The sequence below is a fragment of the Brevibacillus invocatus genome (assembly GCF_003710915.1).
GTDB classification, from domain to species: Bacteria; Bacillota; Bacilli; order Brevibacillales; family Brevibacillaceae; genus Brevibacillus; species Brevibacillus invocatus.
The window spans coordinates 67,087-83,604 of the sequence record NZ_RHHR01000019.1; the positions used below are offsets into that span (position 1 = coordinate 67,087).

Annotated in this window: 22 protein-coding genes; 7 read left to right on the plus strand and 15 right to left on the minus strand. The window is 46.9% G+C overall.

The window, feature by feature from the left end; genetic code table 11:
* Nucleotides 1-165: 165 nt before the first annotated feature.
* Both EDM52_RS12605 and EDM52_RS12610 read right to left on the minus strand, forming a co-directional pair.
* Entirely contained in the window at nucleotides 166-1,305 is a 1,140-nt protein-coding gene (locus EDM52_RS12605) for an Rv1355c family protein (RefSeq protein WP_245996863.1), read from the minus strand.
* Nucleotides 1,306-1,339: 34 nt separating this feature from the next.
* On the minus strand, nucleotides 1,340-2,209 hold the full coding sequence (locus EDM52_RS12610) for a hypothetical protein (RefSeq protein WP_122909334.1): 870 nt from the start codon (nucleotides 2,207-2,209) through the stop codon (nucleotides 1,340-1,342).
* A 170-nt stretch (nucleotides 2,210-2,379) separates the two neighbouring features.
* Between EDM52_RS12610 and EDM52_RS12615 the strand changes: the two genes are divergently transcribed.
* On the plus strand, nucleotides 2,380-2,754 hold the full coding sequence (locus EDM52_RS12615) for a YflT domain-containing protein (protein WP_122909335.1): 375 nt from the start codon (nucleotides 2,380-2,382) through the stop codon (nucleotides 2,752-2,754).
* A gap of 63 nt (nucleotides 2,755-2,817) precedes the next feature.
* On the opposite strand, the gene EDM52_RS12620 is transcribed toward EDM52_RS12615, so the two are convergent.
* The 5 genes from EDM52_RS12620 to EDM52_RS12635 all read right to left on the minus strand — a co-directional run bounded on the left by EDM52_RS12620 (nucleotide 2,818) and on the right by EDM52_RS12635 (nucleotide 7,052).
* Nucleotides 2,818-3,123: a DUF1292 domain-containing protein gene (locus EDM52_RS12620; protein ID WP_122909336.1), complete on the minus strand. Its 306-nt coding sequence runs from the start codon at nucleotides 3,121-3,123 to the stop codon at nucleotides 2,818-2,820.
* Between the two features lie 83 nt (nucleotides 3,124-3,206).
* A complete protein-coding gene (locus EDM52_RS12625) occupies nucleotides 3,207-4,637 on the minus strand; it encodes an ATP-binding protein (RefSeq protein WP_122909337.1) in 1,431 nt (476 codons plus the stop codon).
* 307 nt (nucleotides 4,638-4,944) lie between these two features.
* A complete protein-coding gene (locus EDM52_RS24675) occupies nucleotides 4,945-5,115 on the minus strand; it encodes a hypothetical protein (RefSeq protein ID WP_183185052.1) in 171 nt (56 codons plus the stop codon).
* An 87-nt stretch (nucleotides 5,116-5,202) separates the two neighbouring features.
* Nucleotides 5,203-5,775 (minus strand): RNA polymerase sigma factor, encoded by a 573-nt coding sequence (locus tag EDM52_RS12630; RefSeq protein ID WP_122909338.1) that lies wholly within the window; start codon nucleotides 5,773-5,775, stop codon nucleotides 5,203-5,205.
* Between the two features lie 131 nt (nucleotides 5,776-5,906).
* Complete coding sequence (locus tag EDM52_RS12635; RefSeq protein ID WP_183185054.1) at nucleotides 5,907-7,052, minus strand: trans-sulfuration enzyme family protein; 1,146 nt, start codon at nucleotides 7,050-7,052, stop codon at nucleotides 5,907-5,909.
* A 143-nt stretch (nucleotides 7,053-7,195) separates the two neighbouring features.
* On the opposite strand from EDM52_RS12635, the gene EDM52_RS12640 reads away from it, so the two are divergent.
* Nucleotides 7,196-7,894, plus strand: a complete 699-nt coding sequence (locus EDM52_RS12640; RefSeq protein ID WP_122909340.1) for a peptidylprolyl isomerase — start codon at nucleotides 7,196-7,198, stop codon at nucleotides 7,892-7,894.
* A 196-nt stretch (nucleotides 7,895-8,090) separates the two neighbouring features.
* Here the strand turns inward: EDM52_RS12640 and EDM52_RS24345 are convergent, their stop codons facing one another.
* Nucleotides 8,091-8,237 (minus strand): GrpB family protein, encoded by a 147-nt coding sequence (locus tag EDM52_RS24345; RefSeq protein WP_148038751.1) that lies wholly within the window; start codon nucleotides 8,235-8,237, stop codon nucleotides 8,091-8,093.
* Between the two features lie 274 nt (nucleotides 8,238-8,511).
* Here EDM52_RS24345 and EDM52_RS12645 point away from each other — a divergent pair, with 274 nt between their 5' ends.
* Nucleotides 8,512-9,129, plus strand: coding sequence for a cell wall hydrolase (locus EDM52_RS12645; protein ID WP_122909341.1), 618 nt, complete (start codon nucleotides 8,512-8,514; stop codon nucleotides 9,127-9,129).
* A 301-nt stretch (nucleotides 9,130-9,430) separates the two neighbouring features.
* Here the strand turns inward: EDM52_RS12645 and EDM52_RS12650 are convergent, their stop codons facing one another.
* Entirely contained in the window at nucleotides 9,431-10,195 is a 765-nt protein-coding gene (locus tag EDM52_RS12650; protein WP_122909342.1) for an SDR family NAD(P)-dependent oxidoreductase, read from the minus strand.
* Between the two features lie 95 nt (nucleotides 10,196-10,290).
* Between EDM52_RS12650 and EDM52_RS12655 the strand changes: the two genes are divergently transcribed.
* Both EDM52_RS12655 and EDM52_RS12660 read left to right on the plus strand, forming a co-directional pair.
* Nucleotides 10,291-10,599 carry a YfhH family protein gene (locus EDM52_RS12655; RefSeq protein ID WP_122909343.1) on the plus strand — a complete coding sequence of 103 codons (309 nt, stop codon included), beginning with the start codon at nucleotides 10,291-10,293 and terminating at the stop codon, nucleotides 10,597-10,599.
* Nucleotides 10,600-10,729: 130 nt separating this feature from the next.
* The gene (locus tag EDM52_RS12660) at nucleotides 10,730-11,179 is read left to right on the plus strand and encodes a DUF441 domain-containing protein (RefSeq protein ID WP_122909344.1); all 450 of its coding nucleotides are present in this window, start codon (nucleotides 10,730-10,732) and stop codon (nucleotides 11,177-11,179) included.
* 5 nt (nucleotides 11,180-11,184) lie between these two features.
* Here EDM52_RS12660 and EDM52_RS12665 read toward each other — a convergent pair whose 3' ends face one another.
* A complete protein-coding gene (locus EDM52_RS12665; RefSeq protein ID WP_122909345.1) occupies nucleotides 11,185-11,508 on the minus strand; it encodes an iron-sulfur cluster biosynthesis family protein in 324 nt (107 codons plus the stop codon).
* Between the two features lie 102 nt (nucleotides 11,509-11,610).
* Between EDM52_RS12665 and EDM52_RS24680 the strand changes: the two genes are divergently transcribed.
* The gene (locus EDM52_RS24680) at nucleotides 11,611-11,751 is read left to right on the plus strand and encodes a hypothetical protein (RefSeq protein ID WP_183185056.1); all 141 of its coding nucleotides are present in this window, start codon (nucleotides 11,611-11,613) and stop codon (nucleotides 11,749-11,751) included.
* 113 nt (nucleotides 11,752-11,864) lie between these two features.
* A complete protein-coding gene (locus tag EDM52_RS12670) occupies nucleotides 11,865-12,914 on the plus strand; it encodes a DUF2515 family protein (RefSeq protein WP_122909346.1) in 1,050 nt (349 codons plus the stop codon).
* Between the two features lie 27 nt (nucleotides 12,915-12,941).
* On the opposite strand, the gene EDM52_RS12675 is transcribed toward EDM52_RS12670, so the two are convergent.
* From EDM52_RS12675 to EDM52_RS24685, 5 genes are all read right to left on the minus strand, one after another.
* Nucleotides 12,942-13,586, minus strand: a complete 645-nt coding sequence (locus EDM52_RS12675) for a hypothetical protein (protein ID WP_122909347.1) — start codon at nucleotides 13,584-13,586, stop codon at nucleotides 12,942-12,944.
* Between the two features lie 123 nt (nucleotides 13,587-13,709).
* Nucleotides 13,710-14,207, minus strand: coding sequence for a DinB family protein (locus tag EDM52_RS12680; protein WP_122909348.1), 498 nt, complete (start codon nucleotides 14,205-14,207; stop codon nucleotides 13,710-13,712).
* A 149-nt stretch (nucleotides 14,208-14,356) separates the two neighbouring features.
* Nucleotides 14,357-14,989 (minus strand): DUF1444 family protein, encoded by a 633-nt coding sequence (locus EDM52_RS12685; RefSeq protein ID WP_122909349.1) that lies wholly within the window; start codon nucleotides 14,987-14,989, stop codon nucleotides 14,357-14,359.
* A gap of 26 nt (nucleotides 14,990-15,015) precedes the next feature.
* Nucleotides 15,016-16,137: a DUF3900 domain-containing protein gene (locus EDM52_RS12690; protein WP_122909350.1), complete on the minus strand. Its 1,122-nt coding sequence runs from the start codon at nucleotides 16,135-16,137 to the stop codon at nucleotides 15,016-15,018.
* Nucleotides 16,138-16,306: 169 nt separating this feature from the next.
* Nucleotides 16,307-16,462, minus strand: a complete 156-nt coding sequence (locus tag EDM52_RS24685; protein ID WP_183185058.1) for a hypothetical protein — start codon at nucleotides 16,460-16,462, stop codon at nucleotides 16,307-16,309.
* Nucleotides 16,463-16,518 lie beyond the last annotated feature (56 nt).

Below are 16,518 nucleotides of genomic sequence, written 5' to 3' on the forward strand. Positions count from 1 at the left end.
CAAAAAAGCCACCTCACCTGTAGCGAGATGGCTGTTTGAGTCACGATTAGACACTCAAACATGCATATGCTCAAAAGTGTTGAATCCGTGTTCTCGGCATGGTTACAGGCAAGGAATCTTGTATAGTGTAGCACTAGACATCAGGAAAGGTCAAAGACGCAACGACTATCCATTTGTGTCATTCTGCTGACGATTCCTTAATAATTCTTCCAAATCGATATAATACCTTCCAGAATCGCGAAATTGTCCCAGAGCAATTCTCCTGCACACGTCAGCACCGCTGGCAGCACCGAGCATGACAGAGGAAGCAAGCTGCGGCCAAGTCAAGATGCTCGTCCCAACCTCTTTTAACGATTCCTTCAACCGTGAAGACATGGACTCGTAGCTGACGATTTTCATCACAAACGGAATTTTTTCCTGATTGCTCAGATTCTTCAGGCTCTCCACATCCAGATCTTCCACCAGTCCGTGAAAAATGGGCCGGTTGGGTTCCAGATCAAACCGCTCGACATCAATCAATCCCCTGTCGCTCGTATCCATGACGACCGGAATGCCCAGCTCTCTAGCCTTCAGCCGAATTAACACCTTGACATCCAGGCTGTCACATTCATCCAATACGAGATTGAGCTTTCCTCCGTCCATCAGAAAAAGATCGATGTTCTCCTCGTTGATTCCTTGTGTGTAGCAAACCACTTTTATAAACGGATCGATTTCTGCGATTTCTCTGGCACTCACGACGACTTTCGGTACCCCAAGCTCATGGACACCTGCGCGAATGCGATTCAGATTGGACAGCTCCAGCGTGTCAAAATCGGCCAGGCGAAGTTCCCCCACGCTCCGTTCCATGACTAGTGTCATCGCGATCGATTGACCTACTGAAAGACCAATAATGCCGACTTTTTGCTGGCAGAGGATAGCTTGTTCTGCCATCGTTATTTTGTTCCGGTTGCGGTTTGTGCGTACAAACACGAATTCTTCTTCATCCAGCAAGTGAACAATTGTGTTCTTCCAGGGATAATAAACCCAAACCCCCAGTTCTTCGATACGGGCGTCCCCTACCTGCCGAGCTACTTCCGCCTGTAATTCTTCCTGGCTCCACCTTCGATCTGGATTCGTTGCCTTGACCCACTCCTCCTTTTGGCCCAGGAAGGAATCCACCACATCCAAATTTGGATTGGCTTCCATCAATTCCTGCAGGCGCTCACTATCCTCCTGTTGCGAAAGGCGGAAAAAGCTCGGTTTGTAGGTCCATTGCTCCTGTCCTTCTCTAGTTAAGGTTTGCAGCAATGCAGTTATGCTTTGCACCAGTATTCACCTCTTTTTGCAGATTGGGTATGTACTACAGATAAATCCTTTGACCCGAGACCATTTTCATCAATGGCTTGATACGGAAATCGAGGTTATAGACTGCAGGCTGTTCGTGCACAGGGGACTCAGGCCTCCAATATTTATAAAATGCGCGACGTACCGCGTCATGAGAGGTTGAGGGGAGCAGATGTGATTCCGGCATATCGGTCAAACGAAAGCCGCAGCCATCCATATAACGTTTTACATGAGGCGGCATAATCAGATAGCTGGTTTGGAATTTGCGACTTTTCAGAAAGCGAAATGCTCCTCGAAGTAGGATTCGAAACAGATGTCGCTTATGGAAATCCAGACGTTTTCGAGTTTGTTCATCCAATTCAGATGCGGGCACGTCCAACAGAGGATGATAGGCAAAGCGAGAAAACTCTGCCGCGCGTTTTTGGACACTGCTTTTGGAAAAGATCTCAAAACAATCAAGCTCTTTGTCGACCAACACCCTGACACTGACCAAAGGGAGTAATACCCCCTCCATTTGCTGGGTAATGATAAAGACTTCTGTCTTTTTATGGCTGTCGGTAGCAATATCTTCAAACGTCAGCTGATCGTGCAAATAATGGGCATTATAACTGCAATTCACGATGTCTTTTACGGTTTGCTGCAACCGATCATCCTCTCTTCCCACTCTTCTGCAAACGTACGCTGCTGCATCCAACGATGCGTTCTCAAACGCCTCCCCATGCTGAGTCAATCTGTCATACATGCTCGTAAGCTGTTCGTTTCGAAAAGAGGGCGGCGGCACCTCCAGCAATACCTTCAAAGGGATGGTAGCGTACTTACTGGAAGCAAACGGGACTTCCTGTGGCAACGGAACAACAGCTGTTGTGGAATGTACGGACATATTCATGACTCCCCTCCAATCTATAGCCATGTATAAAAAGGTTTTTCATAAACGAAAAATTCTACAAATTTTGATAGTTTCCTCCATTTTTATATAATATTTTCCAATTATGACCCCGTCCGTTCAGGGCAACCTAGTAAGGCACAATGCTGCGATTGACAAAAGGGGGGATTTTTGTGATCAGCGCCACCAAGCCATTCGTCAAATTTCATCGCTACGACCAGGAGCTGGTTTCCGATATTCAAGCGCTTAACTCGTCTGGCTATCACAAGGACGACATCTGGGTGATCAAGTGGAACCCTGACAAAAACCACTCCAATCAGCGAGACAATTTCTATAAATTCAGCACCCATTTTGAAAGTGCAGTCGGCGACATCGACAGCAAAGCTCACTTCTTCGACAACGGCGGAGAGGAGATACGCACCAGATTGGAAAAGCTAGGCTTGACCAAAGACGAAGCATCCACTTTATTTCGGGAGTTGCAGGAGACAGACTACACCTGCTTATTGGTAGTCCGCGATTTGAAGGATGAAATTATAAAAATGCATTAGACCAGAAAAAAGAGAAGTCACTGTAGGAAACAATTGCAGTGACTTCTCCATATAGCAGAAAAGCTATTCGTTATCTTTGATCAATTCGATGCCTTCCAGTACCTCATTCAGCTTCTCATAAACCTCATTCTCTTCGTTCTCTTCCAGTGGAACCATCTCGCCGCCATCCACCTGGAATACGAAGATATCTACTTCCTCGTCCAGTTCTTCTTCGCTATCATCATCCTCGATAGCTTCTGTCAAAGCGATATATTCTTTACCGTTCAGATCAAACAGGGCAATTACTTCAAAATCACCCAACGGTTCACCATTTTCGTCATCCAGTGTGATGATGTCACCTAATTCGAGGTCTTTATTCTCTTCCGTCATTGCGTTCACGTCCTTACGATGTTATTGGCTCTTCGACTACATCATACCGTTTTTTTCCGGTAGACGCAAACAGGCGAATGATGCTATTCAACAGGCAATCGTACTTCGAAGGTAGTGCCTTCGTCAAGTTTACTTTTCACTGTGATCGTACCGCCGTGATGGGAAATAATCTTGAAGCTGACCATCAATCCAAGGCCTGTCCCTGAGGCTTTCGTCGTGTAAAACGGCTCACCCAGCTTTGCGATCCGATCCTCCGGAATCCCGCACCCCTCGTCCGTAAAGGATATCACCAGCATCCCTTCTTCACGACCGACTGATACCGTCACTGTTCCACCGCCTGGCATGGATTCGATGGCGTTCTTTAACAAGTTGAGAAAGACCTGTTTTACTTGATTCTCCTCACAGTTGATCGCTGGCAGATCAGGTGCGTAGTGTGTGACGATCTGCACATTATGCATGATCGCATGGGTTTTGCCCAACGTAATGATATGTTCCAGCAAGGGTTTGATTTCACATTGTCGGTGAACGACTACCTGAGGCTTGGCGAGGACTAGGAATTCACTGATGATGAACTCGATGCGATTCAATTCAGACAGCATGATGGAAAAGTACTCTGGCTTTCCACCTTGGGTTTTCAGAAGCTGCACAAAGCCCTTCAACGACGTCAACGGATTGCGGATTTCATGTGCTACGCCAGCAGCCATTTGACCTACGACAGAGAGCAGCTCTGTTTTTCGAATCATTTCCTCGGCCTGCTTGCGCTCTGTCACATCCTGCAAAAAACCAATAACAGCGGGCTGTCCTTTATAGGAACTCGTCTTCTGGAGCACTTCGACTTCAATGATGTTGCCATTTCTGCACATTCCCCGAAACTGATAGCGAAGATTGGAACTGTCTCCTTCCAGTCTGCGCTTCTGATTTCGCCGCACCATCGTCCTGTCTTCGGGTACAACCAGTTCAACCGCTGTCATGCGTACCATTTCTTCCTGGGTATAACCAAACATATCTGCAAGGGAGGGATTGACGTAGACAAAGCCCGGCTGTTCCACATAGGCGATGTATACACCGATCAGCGTATCCTCGACCAAGCTGCGATACAACTCTTGCGTTTCAAGCAATTGCTGCTCAATCCACTTTCTTTCCGTAATCTCCGTAGTGGAACCTACTACCTCGCGGACTGTTCCCCCTACAATAACTGGGGATAATGTAGTGGTAAAGGTTCTAGCCCCGATGCTCGATTCATACTCCACGACATGGCCATTGTACGCTTTTTCAAACAAAGGTAGAATATCAGTCACCTTGCATGTCAACAAAATCTCTTCGATCCGCTTGCCCTGCAAATGCTGGGTCGTCAATCCAAATTCCTGAGCTATCTTCCCTTCTGATAGCGTGACCACAAATTGCCCTTCGTGATTTCGAGAATACTTGAAAATCTGATTGTGCACATTTTCCACTGTGCGCAACAATTCATCCGTGAAAGGAATCTCGCTAACCCCCGCTACACGTGCTTGCAAAGATCATGCACCTCTTTACGCAAATGCTTTTGGGACATTATTCACCATTCGGCTGTATTTTCCTCTTTTTGTCAGAAACATTCTGCAAAATGGGCCTGATCAGAAAGCTCGGCAGCGACTAGCTTTTGGAAATGCACAAGAAATCCATTACTTCTATGTTTAGAAAACTTGGCTACGCCAAGCTTTTGGCGGAGCCTTAGTTGCACTTATACTATCTTCCGCTAATCTTTTTAGCGCTTTAGCGCACTTAAACTTTCCGATAGTAGAACAAAAAACAATCCGCCGTTTGGGCAGATTGTCGGATGACCTACTCGTTGTATTCTTGCAAAACACCTTTTTCCATAAGGAATGCTTCCTCGGCCTGCAAAATCGCAATAATGGCATCTCGCTTCGCGTACAATCCCGCAGACGCGAGTCGACTTTCTATGAATCTCAGCATTTCCTCAAAATCAATGATCTGAATTTCTTGATCACCCACGAATGAAAACCTCCCTTTCTCTCAACACGTTTTTCATTCTACACGATGAGTCGCTTTCTTCCAACTCATTCCTTATCGGTCATCGCGTCATTCCAAAAGAGCACGTCGCTCATACATGATGCGCAGCCTGCGCAACCCGCGATGTGAAATCATTTTGATACTCGATTCTGTTTTTCCCAACACATCGGCAACCTGACTGATCTTAAGACCGGCAAAATAGCGGAGAGTCAGCACGTCCTTTTGACTGCGGGACAACAAGTCTAGGCGATTTCGAAGCAGACTGAACTCCTCACTCGTCAGCGCATGCAGCTCTGGCTGCCAGGTGTCATCTGTTTCACTGCCCAGCATTTCTGCCTGATCGACGGGAACCTCCCTGTGTTTGCGAACATAATCAACATACGTATTATGTGCAATTCGAAAAATCCAGGATGCAAATGGATACGCCCGGCTGTATTGCTCGAACTTTTCCCACGCTTTCATAAAGACGACTGTAGTCAAGTCATCCGCATCCCAGCGATTTCGCACACGGGAACGCAGATAACAATTGATCCGTCCAAAAAACTCGCTGTACAATTCGCAAAAAGTGCGCGATTCATAATAACTTCCGTCCGCTTTGGTAGTTGCCGATGGGGGAGCAATCGTCTGCACTGCCATACCCATCTTGAAATCCTCCAACCTGGAAGCACTCCGTATTATCCGAGATAAGTGAATATTCTACCTATACTCTAACTCGGTAATACGAATGACGGGGCATAAAGTGACAAATTTTACAAAAAATTTATACTTCTTTATTATTTCAATGCTTGATCCAGCTCAGCAACGATATCGACTACCGCTTCGATCCCGACCGAAAGTCGAACCAGCCCCATCGTGATCCCCGTTGCTTTTCGTTGCTCTTCCGTAAAGGCACGGTGGGAGGTTGTGACGGGGTGTGAAACAGAAGTCTCTACCCCCGCAAGAGACGGCGCAAAGGATATCCAATTCAGTTTGCGGTAAAAGGAATAGATTTGGCTTTCATCTGCTAGAGAGAAGGAAATCATCGCTCCTTGTTTATTACGGGCAAAAAAACGGGTGTGCGCTTCACTTGGATAATACACTTGCGAGACCGCGGGATGGTTTCTCAAAAAGTCAGCTACCTGGCTGGCATTGTCACATTGCCGTTCCATCCGAATCGCCAAGGTCTTGAGTCCACGTGCCGTCAGCCAGGCTTCAAACGGGCTAAGAGATGCGCCGTAGTTGACGACGATTTCTCGCGCACGACTAACCAGTTCTTTTTTTCCTACGAGAACCCCGGATGTCACATCGCTGTGTCCTCCAATGTATTTCGTTGCGCTATGAACAACCAGATCCGCACCGAGCGTGAAAGGTTGAACCAGGTATGGAGTCGCGAATGTATTATCTACCATCACTGTCAGGTTAAACTGCTTGGCCTGTTTGATCCAATACGGCATATCCACAACAGTCAGAAGAGGATTCGTGATAGTTTCCAGGAAAAACAGGCGCGTGTTTGGACGTACATATCCTTCAAGTGTGGTCAGTTCATTGAGATTGATGCATTCCAGCTCGATGCCTACTCGGGACAGCTCCTTGTGCATCAATGCATAGGTCCCACCGTAAATTTCATGGGATGCTAGCACGTGATCCCCTGTTTTCAGCACAGCCAGCAAGCCTGCCATGATGGCTCCCATACCTGAAGCTGCACTGACCCCTTCTTCTGCGAACTCCAAAGCTGTGATCGCATCGGCCAGCTCCGTAGGGTTGGGATTTCCGTTTCGAGAATACAAGTACTCCCCTTCACCTGCATAATATTGCTCCACCTCTTCCAACCCCTGGAAAGAAAATACGGAGGTTTGATAGATTGGAGTCGATTTGCTTCTTGCATGTCGCAACGGTTGATGGCTGATGTGTACTGCCTTTGTTTCAAATTTTTCTCCCATTCCGCTCACCCTTGTCATTTTTCCTTACATCATAACATGAATCGAAAATAGATACATAGAGGATTGGCATTTTACCTATAGATTGTGCTATAATTCGAAACCGTAGCTCACTCACAGCTAAAAAGCGAAGGAAGGTGCATGAGATGAAACGACTGTTTCCTACTATTCTGGCCTGTCTCACGGCAATCGCCTTGGTCGCTGGTTGTTCAAGTGGCGGCAATGAAGCCGAAACCACACAGCCGCCGCCTCCTGTTGCGAAGGAACCTGTCTCTAAAGAGCCGGCACAACCGCCTGGACCAACAGGTGAGAAGAAGTACGACAAAGCTCCGGAAATGCAGATTGACAAGAATAAAGATTACCAAGCTACCATTTCTACCAGCATGGGTGATATCACTATCGATCTTTTTGAGAAAGATGCACCCATCGCAGTGAACAATTTCGTTTTCTTAGCGAAAGACAAGTTCTACGACAATGTTACTTTCCATCGTATCATCAAGGATTTCATGATTCAGACTGGTGACCCACTCGGTACAGGAATTGGTGGACCTGGGTATACGTTTGAAGACGAGCTGAACAATGGTCATAAGTACGAACCCGGTGTAGTCGCGATGGCAAACGCTGGCGCGAATACGAATGGTAGCCAGTTCTTCATCGGTTCTGGTAAAGAGGTTGAGGGTCTGGAGCATGTTCCGAACTACACGATCTTTGGAAAAGTGACAGGCGGGATGGACATCGTTCAAAAGATCGCAGCAGTTCCAGTAAAAGCAAATCCGCAAACCAACGAACAAAGTGTTCCCGAGCAACCGATTACGATCAAATCCGTTACCATTATCGAAAAATAAAAGGTACAAGCAGAAAAGCACCGCGCGAAACGCGGTGTTTTTCATGTTCCTCCGCTGGAATAGACTTCACATGTTGATGATATCCTCTTTTCCGATATTAAATCATACAGCTTTCGCGAAAAAAGTTTTAGACTGGCCAAAAAAATAAGCGATAGTCTTGAGAAAGAAAATAAATTCTTAGACTATCGCTGTTATTTTATTCATTTTTTGCGCGTCTTAGAAGGTCAGCAACGAAATCTGATTTCTGATCAGAGTGTGCCAACAACGATGCTTCTTCGATATACCATGATGGCCACTCAGAATCATATTCACTAATTGTTATTTCTTCGTCCAAACCCAACATATACCACCCCCCTTTATCCTTTCACATTGGTTTTAATCACCCACGTCAGTCTAATCCTTTATTTTCTTCTGACATCTCCCCGCTATGCAAATCGGCCCAGAAAGAACTAGGGGGAAACGCTTACTTTTTCCCTAAAAATAACGATTATCCAAAAAGTAAATAGTACCTTGGTACCGATTCCCTCTTGCGTTCTTCCCTTTTTACCTCTAAACTATGCAAAGACCCGATTCGCTTCCGCAATGTTTAGCAATAAGCGAAAAGGAGTGGTTCCTACATGTTTGAACGTGAAGCGCATTTGCGCTTTTTCTTCTATTTCAACAGTTTTGGTTTGTTGCTTTTATGTCTATTTGTGACACCAACGAGTGCGCATGCTCCACAACCAATAGCATTCGCAGGACCAGCACTGCTTCCTGCTGAAAAGAATACATTGGAAAAGACTGAAACCAAATCTACCAATCCTGCACCAGATCGAAAACAAGTTCAGGTCAGCCGGGAAGATGCTGTACGCACGGTTGCCCGTAACGGACAAGTCAAAATCTCGGAGCGGGAAATGGAACTGCTTGCCCGGTTGGTATATGCGGAAGGCCGGGGAGAACCGTATGAGGGACAAGTGGCAATTGCTGCTGTTGTATTGAATCGGGTAGCGTCACCTGGATTTCCTAACACGGTTCGGGAGGTTATTTATGCTCCCAATGCGTTTTCACCCGTCCATGACGGCAATCTGAGCTCTAAATCAAATGAAAGCACACGAAAGGCTGTACGGGATGCTGTAGCAGGACATGATCCAACGAATGGCTCTCTCTATTTTTTCAATCCAAACACGGCAACATCGTCCTGGATCTGGTCAAGAACGCAAACGCTAAGAATATCCAACCATATTTTTGCTAAATAATTTTAACAATACTTTATTATTTTTTTATCCACAGTTTACTTTCTTCTGTTATGATCTCTTCGTAAGCTCTTTTTCAACGCATTGAGAAGTGAACTGATGTCGTGTTCACGACTGGAATTCATCACCGTATGCATGGTTAGATGGTTCGCTCCATGAATTATGCATACGGTGATGAAAACTGGATCTTGCATTTGGTTTTGGGTGAGAGCAAAACCAAACGGAGATCTCATCAGCTCTCTTTCTCAATCGCCCCCAATTGACTCAGGCATTCCTGCATAGGAATGCCCTTTTTTTATTTTCACTAAAACCCGTAAACAGACATTCCGCCATCTACTGCCAATGTTTGCCCGCTGATGTAGGCAGCAGCATCCGACGCAAGAAAGATCGCAGGTCCGACCAGCTCCTCCACATCTCCAATACGACCGCTTGGCGTACGCTGCAGCACCTCCTGCAAAAACGTCTCGTCACTCAGCACCCCTTCTGTCAAAGGTGTGCGGAAATACCAAGGTGCAATCGCATTCACATTCACACCAAATTTGCTCCATTCCAATGCGAGGATACGTGTCATCTGGATCACACCCGCTTTGCTGGAGCCATACGCCACTCCTGTACGAAGTGCTACGATTCCGCCTACTGAAGCAATATTGATGATCCTGCCGTACTTTTGTTCACACATGACCCTGCCCGCCGCCTGACTTAGCTGGAAAGTGGCCTTCAGGTTCAGATCCACGACACGATCCCATTCTTCTTCGGATACTTCATGTGCCTTTTTACGTATGTTCATCCCTGCGTTGTTCACCAGGATATGCAGACCTCCCAGTGTCTCAATCGTTTTGGCAACCACTTCGTCCGCTGTCCCCGAAGCTGTCAGGTCGGCTGCGATCGGGAATGCTGTTCCGCCCTTCTGTTCGATCTCCTGCACTACCTCCTCCAGATCAGTAGCTGTGCGTGCCACCACGGCTACCTTCGCTCCTGCGTCTGCAATTCCAACCGCAAGTGCTCGTCCAATCCCTCTGCCAGCTCCTGTCACAATGGCTGTTCTGTTCGTCAAATCAAATCTGGTCATCATCGTTCCCCCTCTTCATGTAGGTGATTCTCCATCCATCGCCTTTTCCCTTGTCTTTTGCTACAATATACCTGTGTGGAAAGGAGGTCAATACGGTGCGGTTATACAGTCAAATGACCTTGGCAGAACTGCAGGAAGAAATGGAGTTGCTTCACCAACAGGCGGAAGAGAAAAAAAAGTCTGGTGACAATTCTCAGTTTGCCATTATTCAACAAAAGTACTTCATGGCGAAATCGTACTATCTCGGTACCAATGAGTTCCGTATCGGTGGAAAATACAGTGTTGCTGATTATGATCAGCCTTTTACAATTGAGTACTTCAACGGCGTGTTTGCTTGGGGTCGCTTTCCCGATTCAGACGAGCCAACCGGTTTTCCCGTGGGGATGTTGGAACCCTGGTTTTAAAGTTTAGTAAAAGTAAAGAAACCGGTCCTTTTTCGGGCCGGTTTTTTCATATCTGATGGTATTTCATTATCATCACACGAAAATAGGAGATGGATATACTAGAAAAAAACAGAAAGCGAGCACCCTAGCTATGGATTTTATCAATATACTCCTGCTCATTCTTCTTGCACTCGGTGTCATCGGAAACAATCCAACCGTCTCCATCGCTGTCGCCATCCTGCTATTGTGCAGGCTGATGCATTTAGATAAGGTATTTCCGATCCTTGAGCAGTACGGTTTACAGATTGGTATTATTATTTTAACCATCGGAGTACTTGCTCCACTTGCCAGCGGCAAAGTTAAGGCTGAGAATTTTTTGCTCATCTTTACGAACTGGCAATCGTTATTGGCTGTAGCAATCGGCATTTTCGTCGCCTATCTGGCAGGCAAGGGGACCTCCTTGATGACAGATAATCCGCTGGTCGTCACGGGTCTATTGATTGGAACCATCATTGGAGTGACGTTTTTCCGGGGAGTTCCGGTAGGTCCACTGATCGCAGCAGGGATCCTGGCCTTTATCCTGCAGTTTGTGCCTAAATAAGTCCGTTAGGCGTTTGTCCACCGTTGTTTGACCTGTAAACCATAAGCGAGGATTTGCTGAGGAGTGACTAGTCGAAACCCTTGTTGGGGGCGATAATCCACTTTCAACTGATCGTCACTGATATAACCAATCGTTTCTTTGTCCACCACGAACGTCCAGTTGCCGATTCTCTTGACCAGATCATCTGGTAAGGCCTCATCCCACCAAATAAAGTACTCTACGTTCATCCCGCAGCCACCGACCAGCTCTCCGTTAATTCGAATGGTTTGGGTCTCATGAACAAGCTCCTCTAGACGCTGCCGGGCTTCTTCTGTCAGCATGATGTTCATCTTTTCTCACCTTTCTAAAAACACATTTTCAAGCATCAGTATGCATCATCTTACACATCTTAGCATAAAATGCTTGAAAGGCAGCAGAAAGGACGATCTTTTATGAACATCTACGAACAGGATGGTATTTACATTGCAGAAACTGAATACTTGTCCGAGCAAGTCGTCATCTTTGGTAACACATGGGAAGAAGCCAAAGAAAAACTACTTGTTCGATTACTTGTATTAGAAATGATTGGCTAATAGAAAGGCGGGTCGCCACCAAGACCTGCTTTTTTTCACCGCCAAATGAAAGTCTCTTGCCCCGTGCTTTGACACCCCCCTCACTCACATACAGTAAGGAGCATATTCAGGTTATGCATGTGATCACATTAGATGGACAAGCTCTCGTGGCCAAGATTCGGGAGCAGACAGCCAAGCTCAATCGCAACAATGTGACGCGAACTCAGGCTTATCTCCATTTCTACCAAGAACATGAGGAGATCCATTGGGCGCTGCTCGCCCATTTGGTATCACGCAACGGCGGCTGGAATATGACGGATCTGCGTGGAGAATGGCTGCCTTTTTTGATGGACGAGTCATCAATACAGTCATACTTCTGGTTTTTGGAACGGTGCAATTGGCTCATATTTCACGATGCCTATGCTCAGCTGCTGCTCTATGCGGAAATGAAGCGGACGAAAAGAGACCTGACGTCCCTTCTAGCACCTCTCGGAGTCTCTACATTCATGCGTGTGTTCTGGCAAGCGTTTTTAACTACACAGGACAGCGCAAAGCTGACCAAAGCCTTGATTGTGAACGAACAACAGTACATTGAGCAGCGTGTGGTGCAAAAGCCAATCACTGTCCATCGCATCTTTTCAACGCTCACCTATTTCGCGCAGTCATGGTTCTCATTAACCCAGATCTTGTTTCCGTACAAAGAACACCCTACAGACAAACGTCTCCAGCTAGTCGGAATGACAGTCCATGACTTCCCTTCGCTCTCCGCACGTATCGCGATCGGGAAGGCCTTGTACGAGCTTCTCTACAAAAATGCGGTCCGCCTAAACAGCATCCGTCAATTTGCATTCCGGATCCCCCACACGGGATCTCGAGCCGATTATTGGCCACATCTTTTTACTCCGGTAAAACCATCCTCTGTGGACTATGAACATGTTTATCGCCTCCGTCTAAACGGAGATGAACGAAGAGAGGGAGCTTCAAAATTGTATAGCCCATCGTTAACAAAAGCGTGGCCTGATACCACTCACTCTGCTGCAGATGGGATAGACTGGTTTCGTGATGATGACTGGCTCAAAGTGGTTGATGAGCCGGTTGATCTCCCCTCCATCGATACCGATACCTATAATCAGACGCTACGTTGGATGGAATACGGTGTGAAAGCTGTGTCCCTCTTTGATTAAAACTGAATGTCGAAAGCCGTATCACGATCAAGCCTCAACCATTTTTCCGTGAAGAAGCTGATCCACCCATCTGTAGCAGCGTTCGAGCTGCTCCGCGCTAATTTGCTCAGAGCGATGCTCGAAAACGATTTTAACAGTCGGATTTTCCGTCCGGATGATTTTCAAATACTCTTCAATCGGAGCCCATCCAGCTCCTGGCTGACAGTCTGGAAGGGCGGGAAAATGGTTGTATGCGACTTCATCCCCTGTAATTTTTGTGGTCCACAGATGAATCGTCTCTGCGTACCTCGCGTATTTCTTCAAAACTTTCTTGGCGTCAAAATACGGATCTATCCATTCCTGAAGGAACAATCTACCCGTATCCAGGCATAGCTTTACGCGGGGGTGCTTGAGCAGTAAGTCCTCAACGATCTGCGTATCATACACATAGCGGTTGCATGCATCCAGTTCTAAAACAGGAGTGAAGAGATATTCTTCACTTTTTTTGTCTAGCCATGCAAACAGACAGGCACTCTTTTCTGCGAACTCTGCCAAGGAGTACTCGCTTTCATAGACGTATTCTCGCCGATCTGCAAACCTCCACTTCTCCCAATTCACCCTATTATCGAGAATGACCGGTTTTGGATAATGGAACAAGACATAGGCCGGCTTGAGCTCCTTTACGGATTCCAATTCTGCTTGGATCTCCTCAAACGCTGACGTGTGGCATCATCCTGATCCATGAAGAGTGCATCTCGCAAGGACTGTCCTCGTGCTCGAAGCGGATGAAAATGTATTCATAGGAAAAGATCCTCTCTATTTAGGCTGGATCAGCTCATTTAGGAAATGTTCGATCTGTGCTTTATGATGCTGGTCATGCTCGTAGAACTCGTGAACGAGGTATGAGAGCGTATAGGGCACCGCAGTACGAGGGCAATGAGCATCCCCATTTACCAGCACATGCTTGTTTCGGAAGTCAGCTGGCATTTCAAGCAGTTCCAATACCAGTCGATCCCTGACCAGGATCGCTTCCTCGATCAACTCGGTCTTGGATAAGCCGGACCGCACATAATCCGCAGCCCTTTGATTATAGGAATCAAAGGCCGGAAACGAAACCTCCTGCCCTTTCACAACGGATGGAAGAACATCTGAAATCAAATAGCGATCCCAAAACATCAGGTGGGATAAAATTTCGGCAATCGACCACTTCTCAGTCGCTGTCGGCTTTATCCAAATCTCATCGTCTACATCTCGCAATCCCTCTATCCAGTCCGCCATTCCTTGAAAGGAAAGCAGTGTACGATCGTGATCCATAGGCTCAACTCCCAGATATTGTATATTTCCATCCTACCACAATCATCTGTCGAATCTCAAACACCTATCTTGAACCCATAGCAAAAGAAAAACCTGGTATAAGAGGAACGCTTACACCAGGTACTTGAGCCTATATCTGCTCTGACTGCTTATCTTTTTTCGTTTTCAGGACTGCGCTTGATATGCGTCTCATTTCCATGCGACACCACGAGGAATGGAGTCAATTCCCTATCCTCCCAAAAGAATGGCAATACTGAAATCGGCACCTGTCCTTTCGACGCGAAATCATACGTCAATCTCGCAAGCAAGTGTGCGCCGGTATCTCCAACCAGATCGGCTACAATCAACACATCTTGATGAGGGATAGCAACTCCGAGCGTATCACCTGTTTTCTGCCGGTCAAAATCGCGCAAGAGCGGTTCGAGCAAAATTCGACTTGCTGCATATCCGTCAGCCGGACTGATAAAATGAATGCGATTTCCGCCAACCTCCTGTGTCTTCACCGTAAATGGAAGCTGCTGTAAATTGTCCATCGCCAGCCGATGCAGCTCTTCTTCTGACCATCCAGCCTCCTGAAGCATCCGCTGCTCGATCAACGAATATCCATCGCCCTGATCCAGCGCATAGAGCATGACCGTGTCTGCCGTATGGGGTTGGTATACCCAGCGCTCCCTCTCCTTTTGTACCAAACCTGCGTGACGCAAGACCGGATAGATACGTTCGTTCTGTCCGATGAGCGAGGTGTTGATACGCTGCTGGTTCTCATTCTTCCTTTCAGCCATCTATGCTTTCAACTCCCTTTTCGATCTTACTCCCAGGGGGGGCGCTCCTCATCGTCGCTCCGCTTCGTAGGGGGCTCCGGCTGTCTGCTAACAGGACCACGCGCTTCGATCTCCTGCACAATCTCAGACAATGCCTTTGGCTTGACGAATTCCACGGGAGATACTCCACGCTCGAACTGGAGCATTTCCCCCTCGAGCAATACCAAATAACGTCCATTTACCTTTGCGATGTGAAGGCTGCTACCGTAATCAGCCAGCAGCGTTCGTACCTGCATATGGTCCAGCTTGAATTTCAGCTCAACCTCAGGCTGACGATCCGTAATGATTTGCATCGCTTCCATGACGGTCTCGTGCTCCCACTTCTCCGCTAGCTCTCGCTTGGGACTGGCCGCCATGATTTCAATCGCTTCTTCTTCCCGCTGTCTTTCCTCTGTTTGCTCTGGATAAGAATATTCAATATGCTGCCTCGCCAGCGAGATCACCTCTTCGGAGACCATTTGCGTGATCGTCTGCGGGTATTCAATAAACCGCAGAAATTCCTCAAAATATTTGGCGTGCGAAAACTGATGAATCTTCACATGGTAAGGATCATTCATCCCAGATTCGATCATGTAAGGGTACATCAGTGACTTCATGTTCTTCGCATTGATGGCCATCTGAACATTGGCGATCAGACTTTTTTCATCCGTGATCACCGCTGTTTTCTGTTCAAAATCACACTTGAGGATAAACAGATAGCGCTCATCCAACAGGTCCAATCGGGTTCTTACGATGATTAGAACGCCGCCTCTAACTTGCGAGGTGCGCAGATAGGATTGAACCAGCTCCTGACAAGGCTCCTTGCTCTCTCCTGTTGTTTCTGCACTCAGCATTCTGGACAAAAGGGCGTAGTTGGGATTGGACTCGAGCGGATGTCCAGGCTCGAGCACAAACTGTCCAAGCTTCGTAGGCGAGCCTTCACTTTTGGGATTCAGCTCTACCTTTCTTTTTGCAATACGGGCAAATTCTCCGTCTAAAAAGTCGTGAAGCTCGCTTTTCTCGTAATCATCATGGCTCAGGTACCGAGTCATGCGCACCTGCTTGGGAGAATCCTCGTTCTCTGGCTGCTCGATCAAATAAAAAGATAACCAATCTATGTTAAATTTCATTGTCATTTCGCTCCTCACTTCATCGCAACGAAATGATTATAACAAAATGAGGTCAAACGGTCAGGCTTTTCATGCAAATTGACTGCTTGGCGATAGCAACCTTTTCCTGCGCAAAAAGAGCAGGACTTCTGTAGTGACAACGCACCACTTCCGCACTGCTCTTCTGCCTTTACTCAGAGATTGGCTCTTGTTTCGCCTTCTCCATCTTTTCCTTCAGCTCTCCAGCTTCACGCTTCAACACTTGCCGTTCTTGCTTGGACAGGACTTCTCCGCCAACCGGGCCATTTACCAGCAAATCTTCTTCATACAAGCGATCTTTGCGCATGAAAACCTCCATCATGACAAGAATGAGGTACTCATGTCCTACTTTGTTCCAAAGTC

What these genes read in the sequence shown, in the direction of transcription:
- EDM52_RS12610 (WP_122909334.1), bottom strand. Translation starts at nt 2,209, where the DNA reads ATGAATATGTCCGTACATTCCACAACAGCTGTTGTTCCGTTGCCACAG.
- EDM52_RS12620 (WP_122909336.1), bottom strand. Translation starts at nt 3,123, where the DNA reads ATGACGGAAGAGAATAAAGACCTCGAATTAGGTGACATCATCACACTG.
- EDM52_RS12630 (WP_122909338.1), bottom strand. Translation starts at nt 5,775, where the DNA reads ATGGGTATGGCAGTGCAGACGATTGCTCCCCCATCGGCAACTACCAAA.
- EDM52_RS12635 (WP_183185054.1), bottom strand. Translation starts at nt 7,052, where the DNA reads ATGGGAGAAAAATTTGAAACAAAGGCAGTACACATCAGCCATCAACCG.
- EDM52_RS12640 (WP_122909340.1), top strand. Translation starts at nt 7,196, where the DNA reads ATGAAACGACTGTTTCCTACTATTCTGGCCTGTCTCACGGCAATCGCC.
- EDM52_RS24345 (WP_148038751.1), bottom strand. Translation starts at nt 8,237, where the DNA reads ATGTTGGGTTTGGACGAAGAAATAACAATTAGTGAATATGATTCTGAG.
- EDM52_RS12645 (WP_122909341.1), top strand. Translation starts at nt 8,512, where the DNA reads ATGTTTGAACGTGAAGCGCATTTGCGCTTTTTCTTCTATTTCAACAGT.
- EDM52_RS12650 (WP_122909342.1), bottom strand. Translation starts at nt 10,195, where the DNA reads ATGACCAGATTTGATTTGACGAACAGAACAGCCATTGTGACAGGAGCT.
- EDM52_RS12660 (WP_122909344.1), top strand. Translation starts at nt 10,730, where the DNA reads ATGGATTTTATCAATATACTCCTGCTCATTCTTCTTGCACTCGGTGTC.
- EDM52_RS12665 (WP_122909345.1), bottom strand. Translation starts at nt 11,508, where the DNA reads ATGAACATCATGCTGACAGAAGAAGCCCGGCAGCGTCTAGAGGAGCTT.
- EDM52_RS24680 (WP_183185056.1), top strand. Translation starts at nt 11,611, where the DNA reads ATGAACATCTACGAACAGGATGGTATTTACATTGCAGAAACTGAATAC.
- EDM52_RS12670 (WP_122909346.1), top strand. Translation starts at nt 11,865, where the DNA reads ATGCATGTGATCACATTAGATGGACAAGCTCTCGTGGCCAAGATTCGG.
- EDM52_RS12680 (WP_122909348.1), bottom strand. Translation starts at nt 14,207, where the DNA reads ATGGATCACGATCGTACACTGCTTTCCTTTCAAGGAATGGCGGACTGG.
- EDM52_RS12685 (WP_122909349.1), bottom strand. Translation starts at nt 14,989, where the DNA reads ATGGCTGAAAGGAAGAATGAGAACCAGCAGCGTATCAACACCTCGCTC.
- EDM52_RS12690 (WP_122909350.1), bottom strand. Translation starts at nt 16,137, where the DNA reads ATGAAATTTAACATAGATTGGTTATCTTTTTATTTGATCGAGCAGCCA.
- EDM52_RS24685 (WP_183185058.1), bottom strand. Translation starts at nt 16,462, where the DNA reads ATGCGCAAAGATCGCTTGTATGAAGAAGATTTGCTGGTAAATGGCCCG.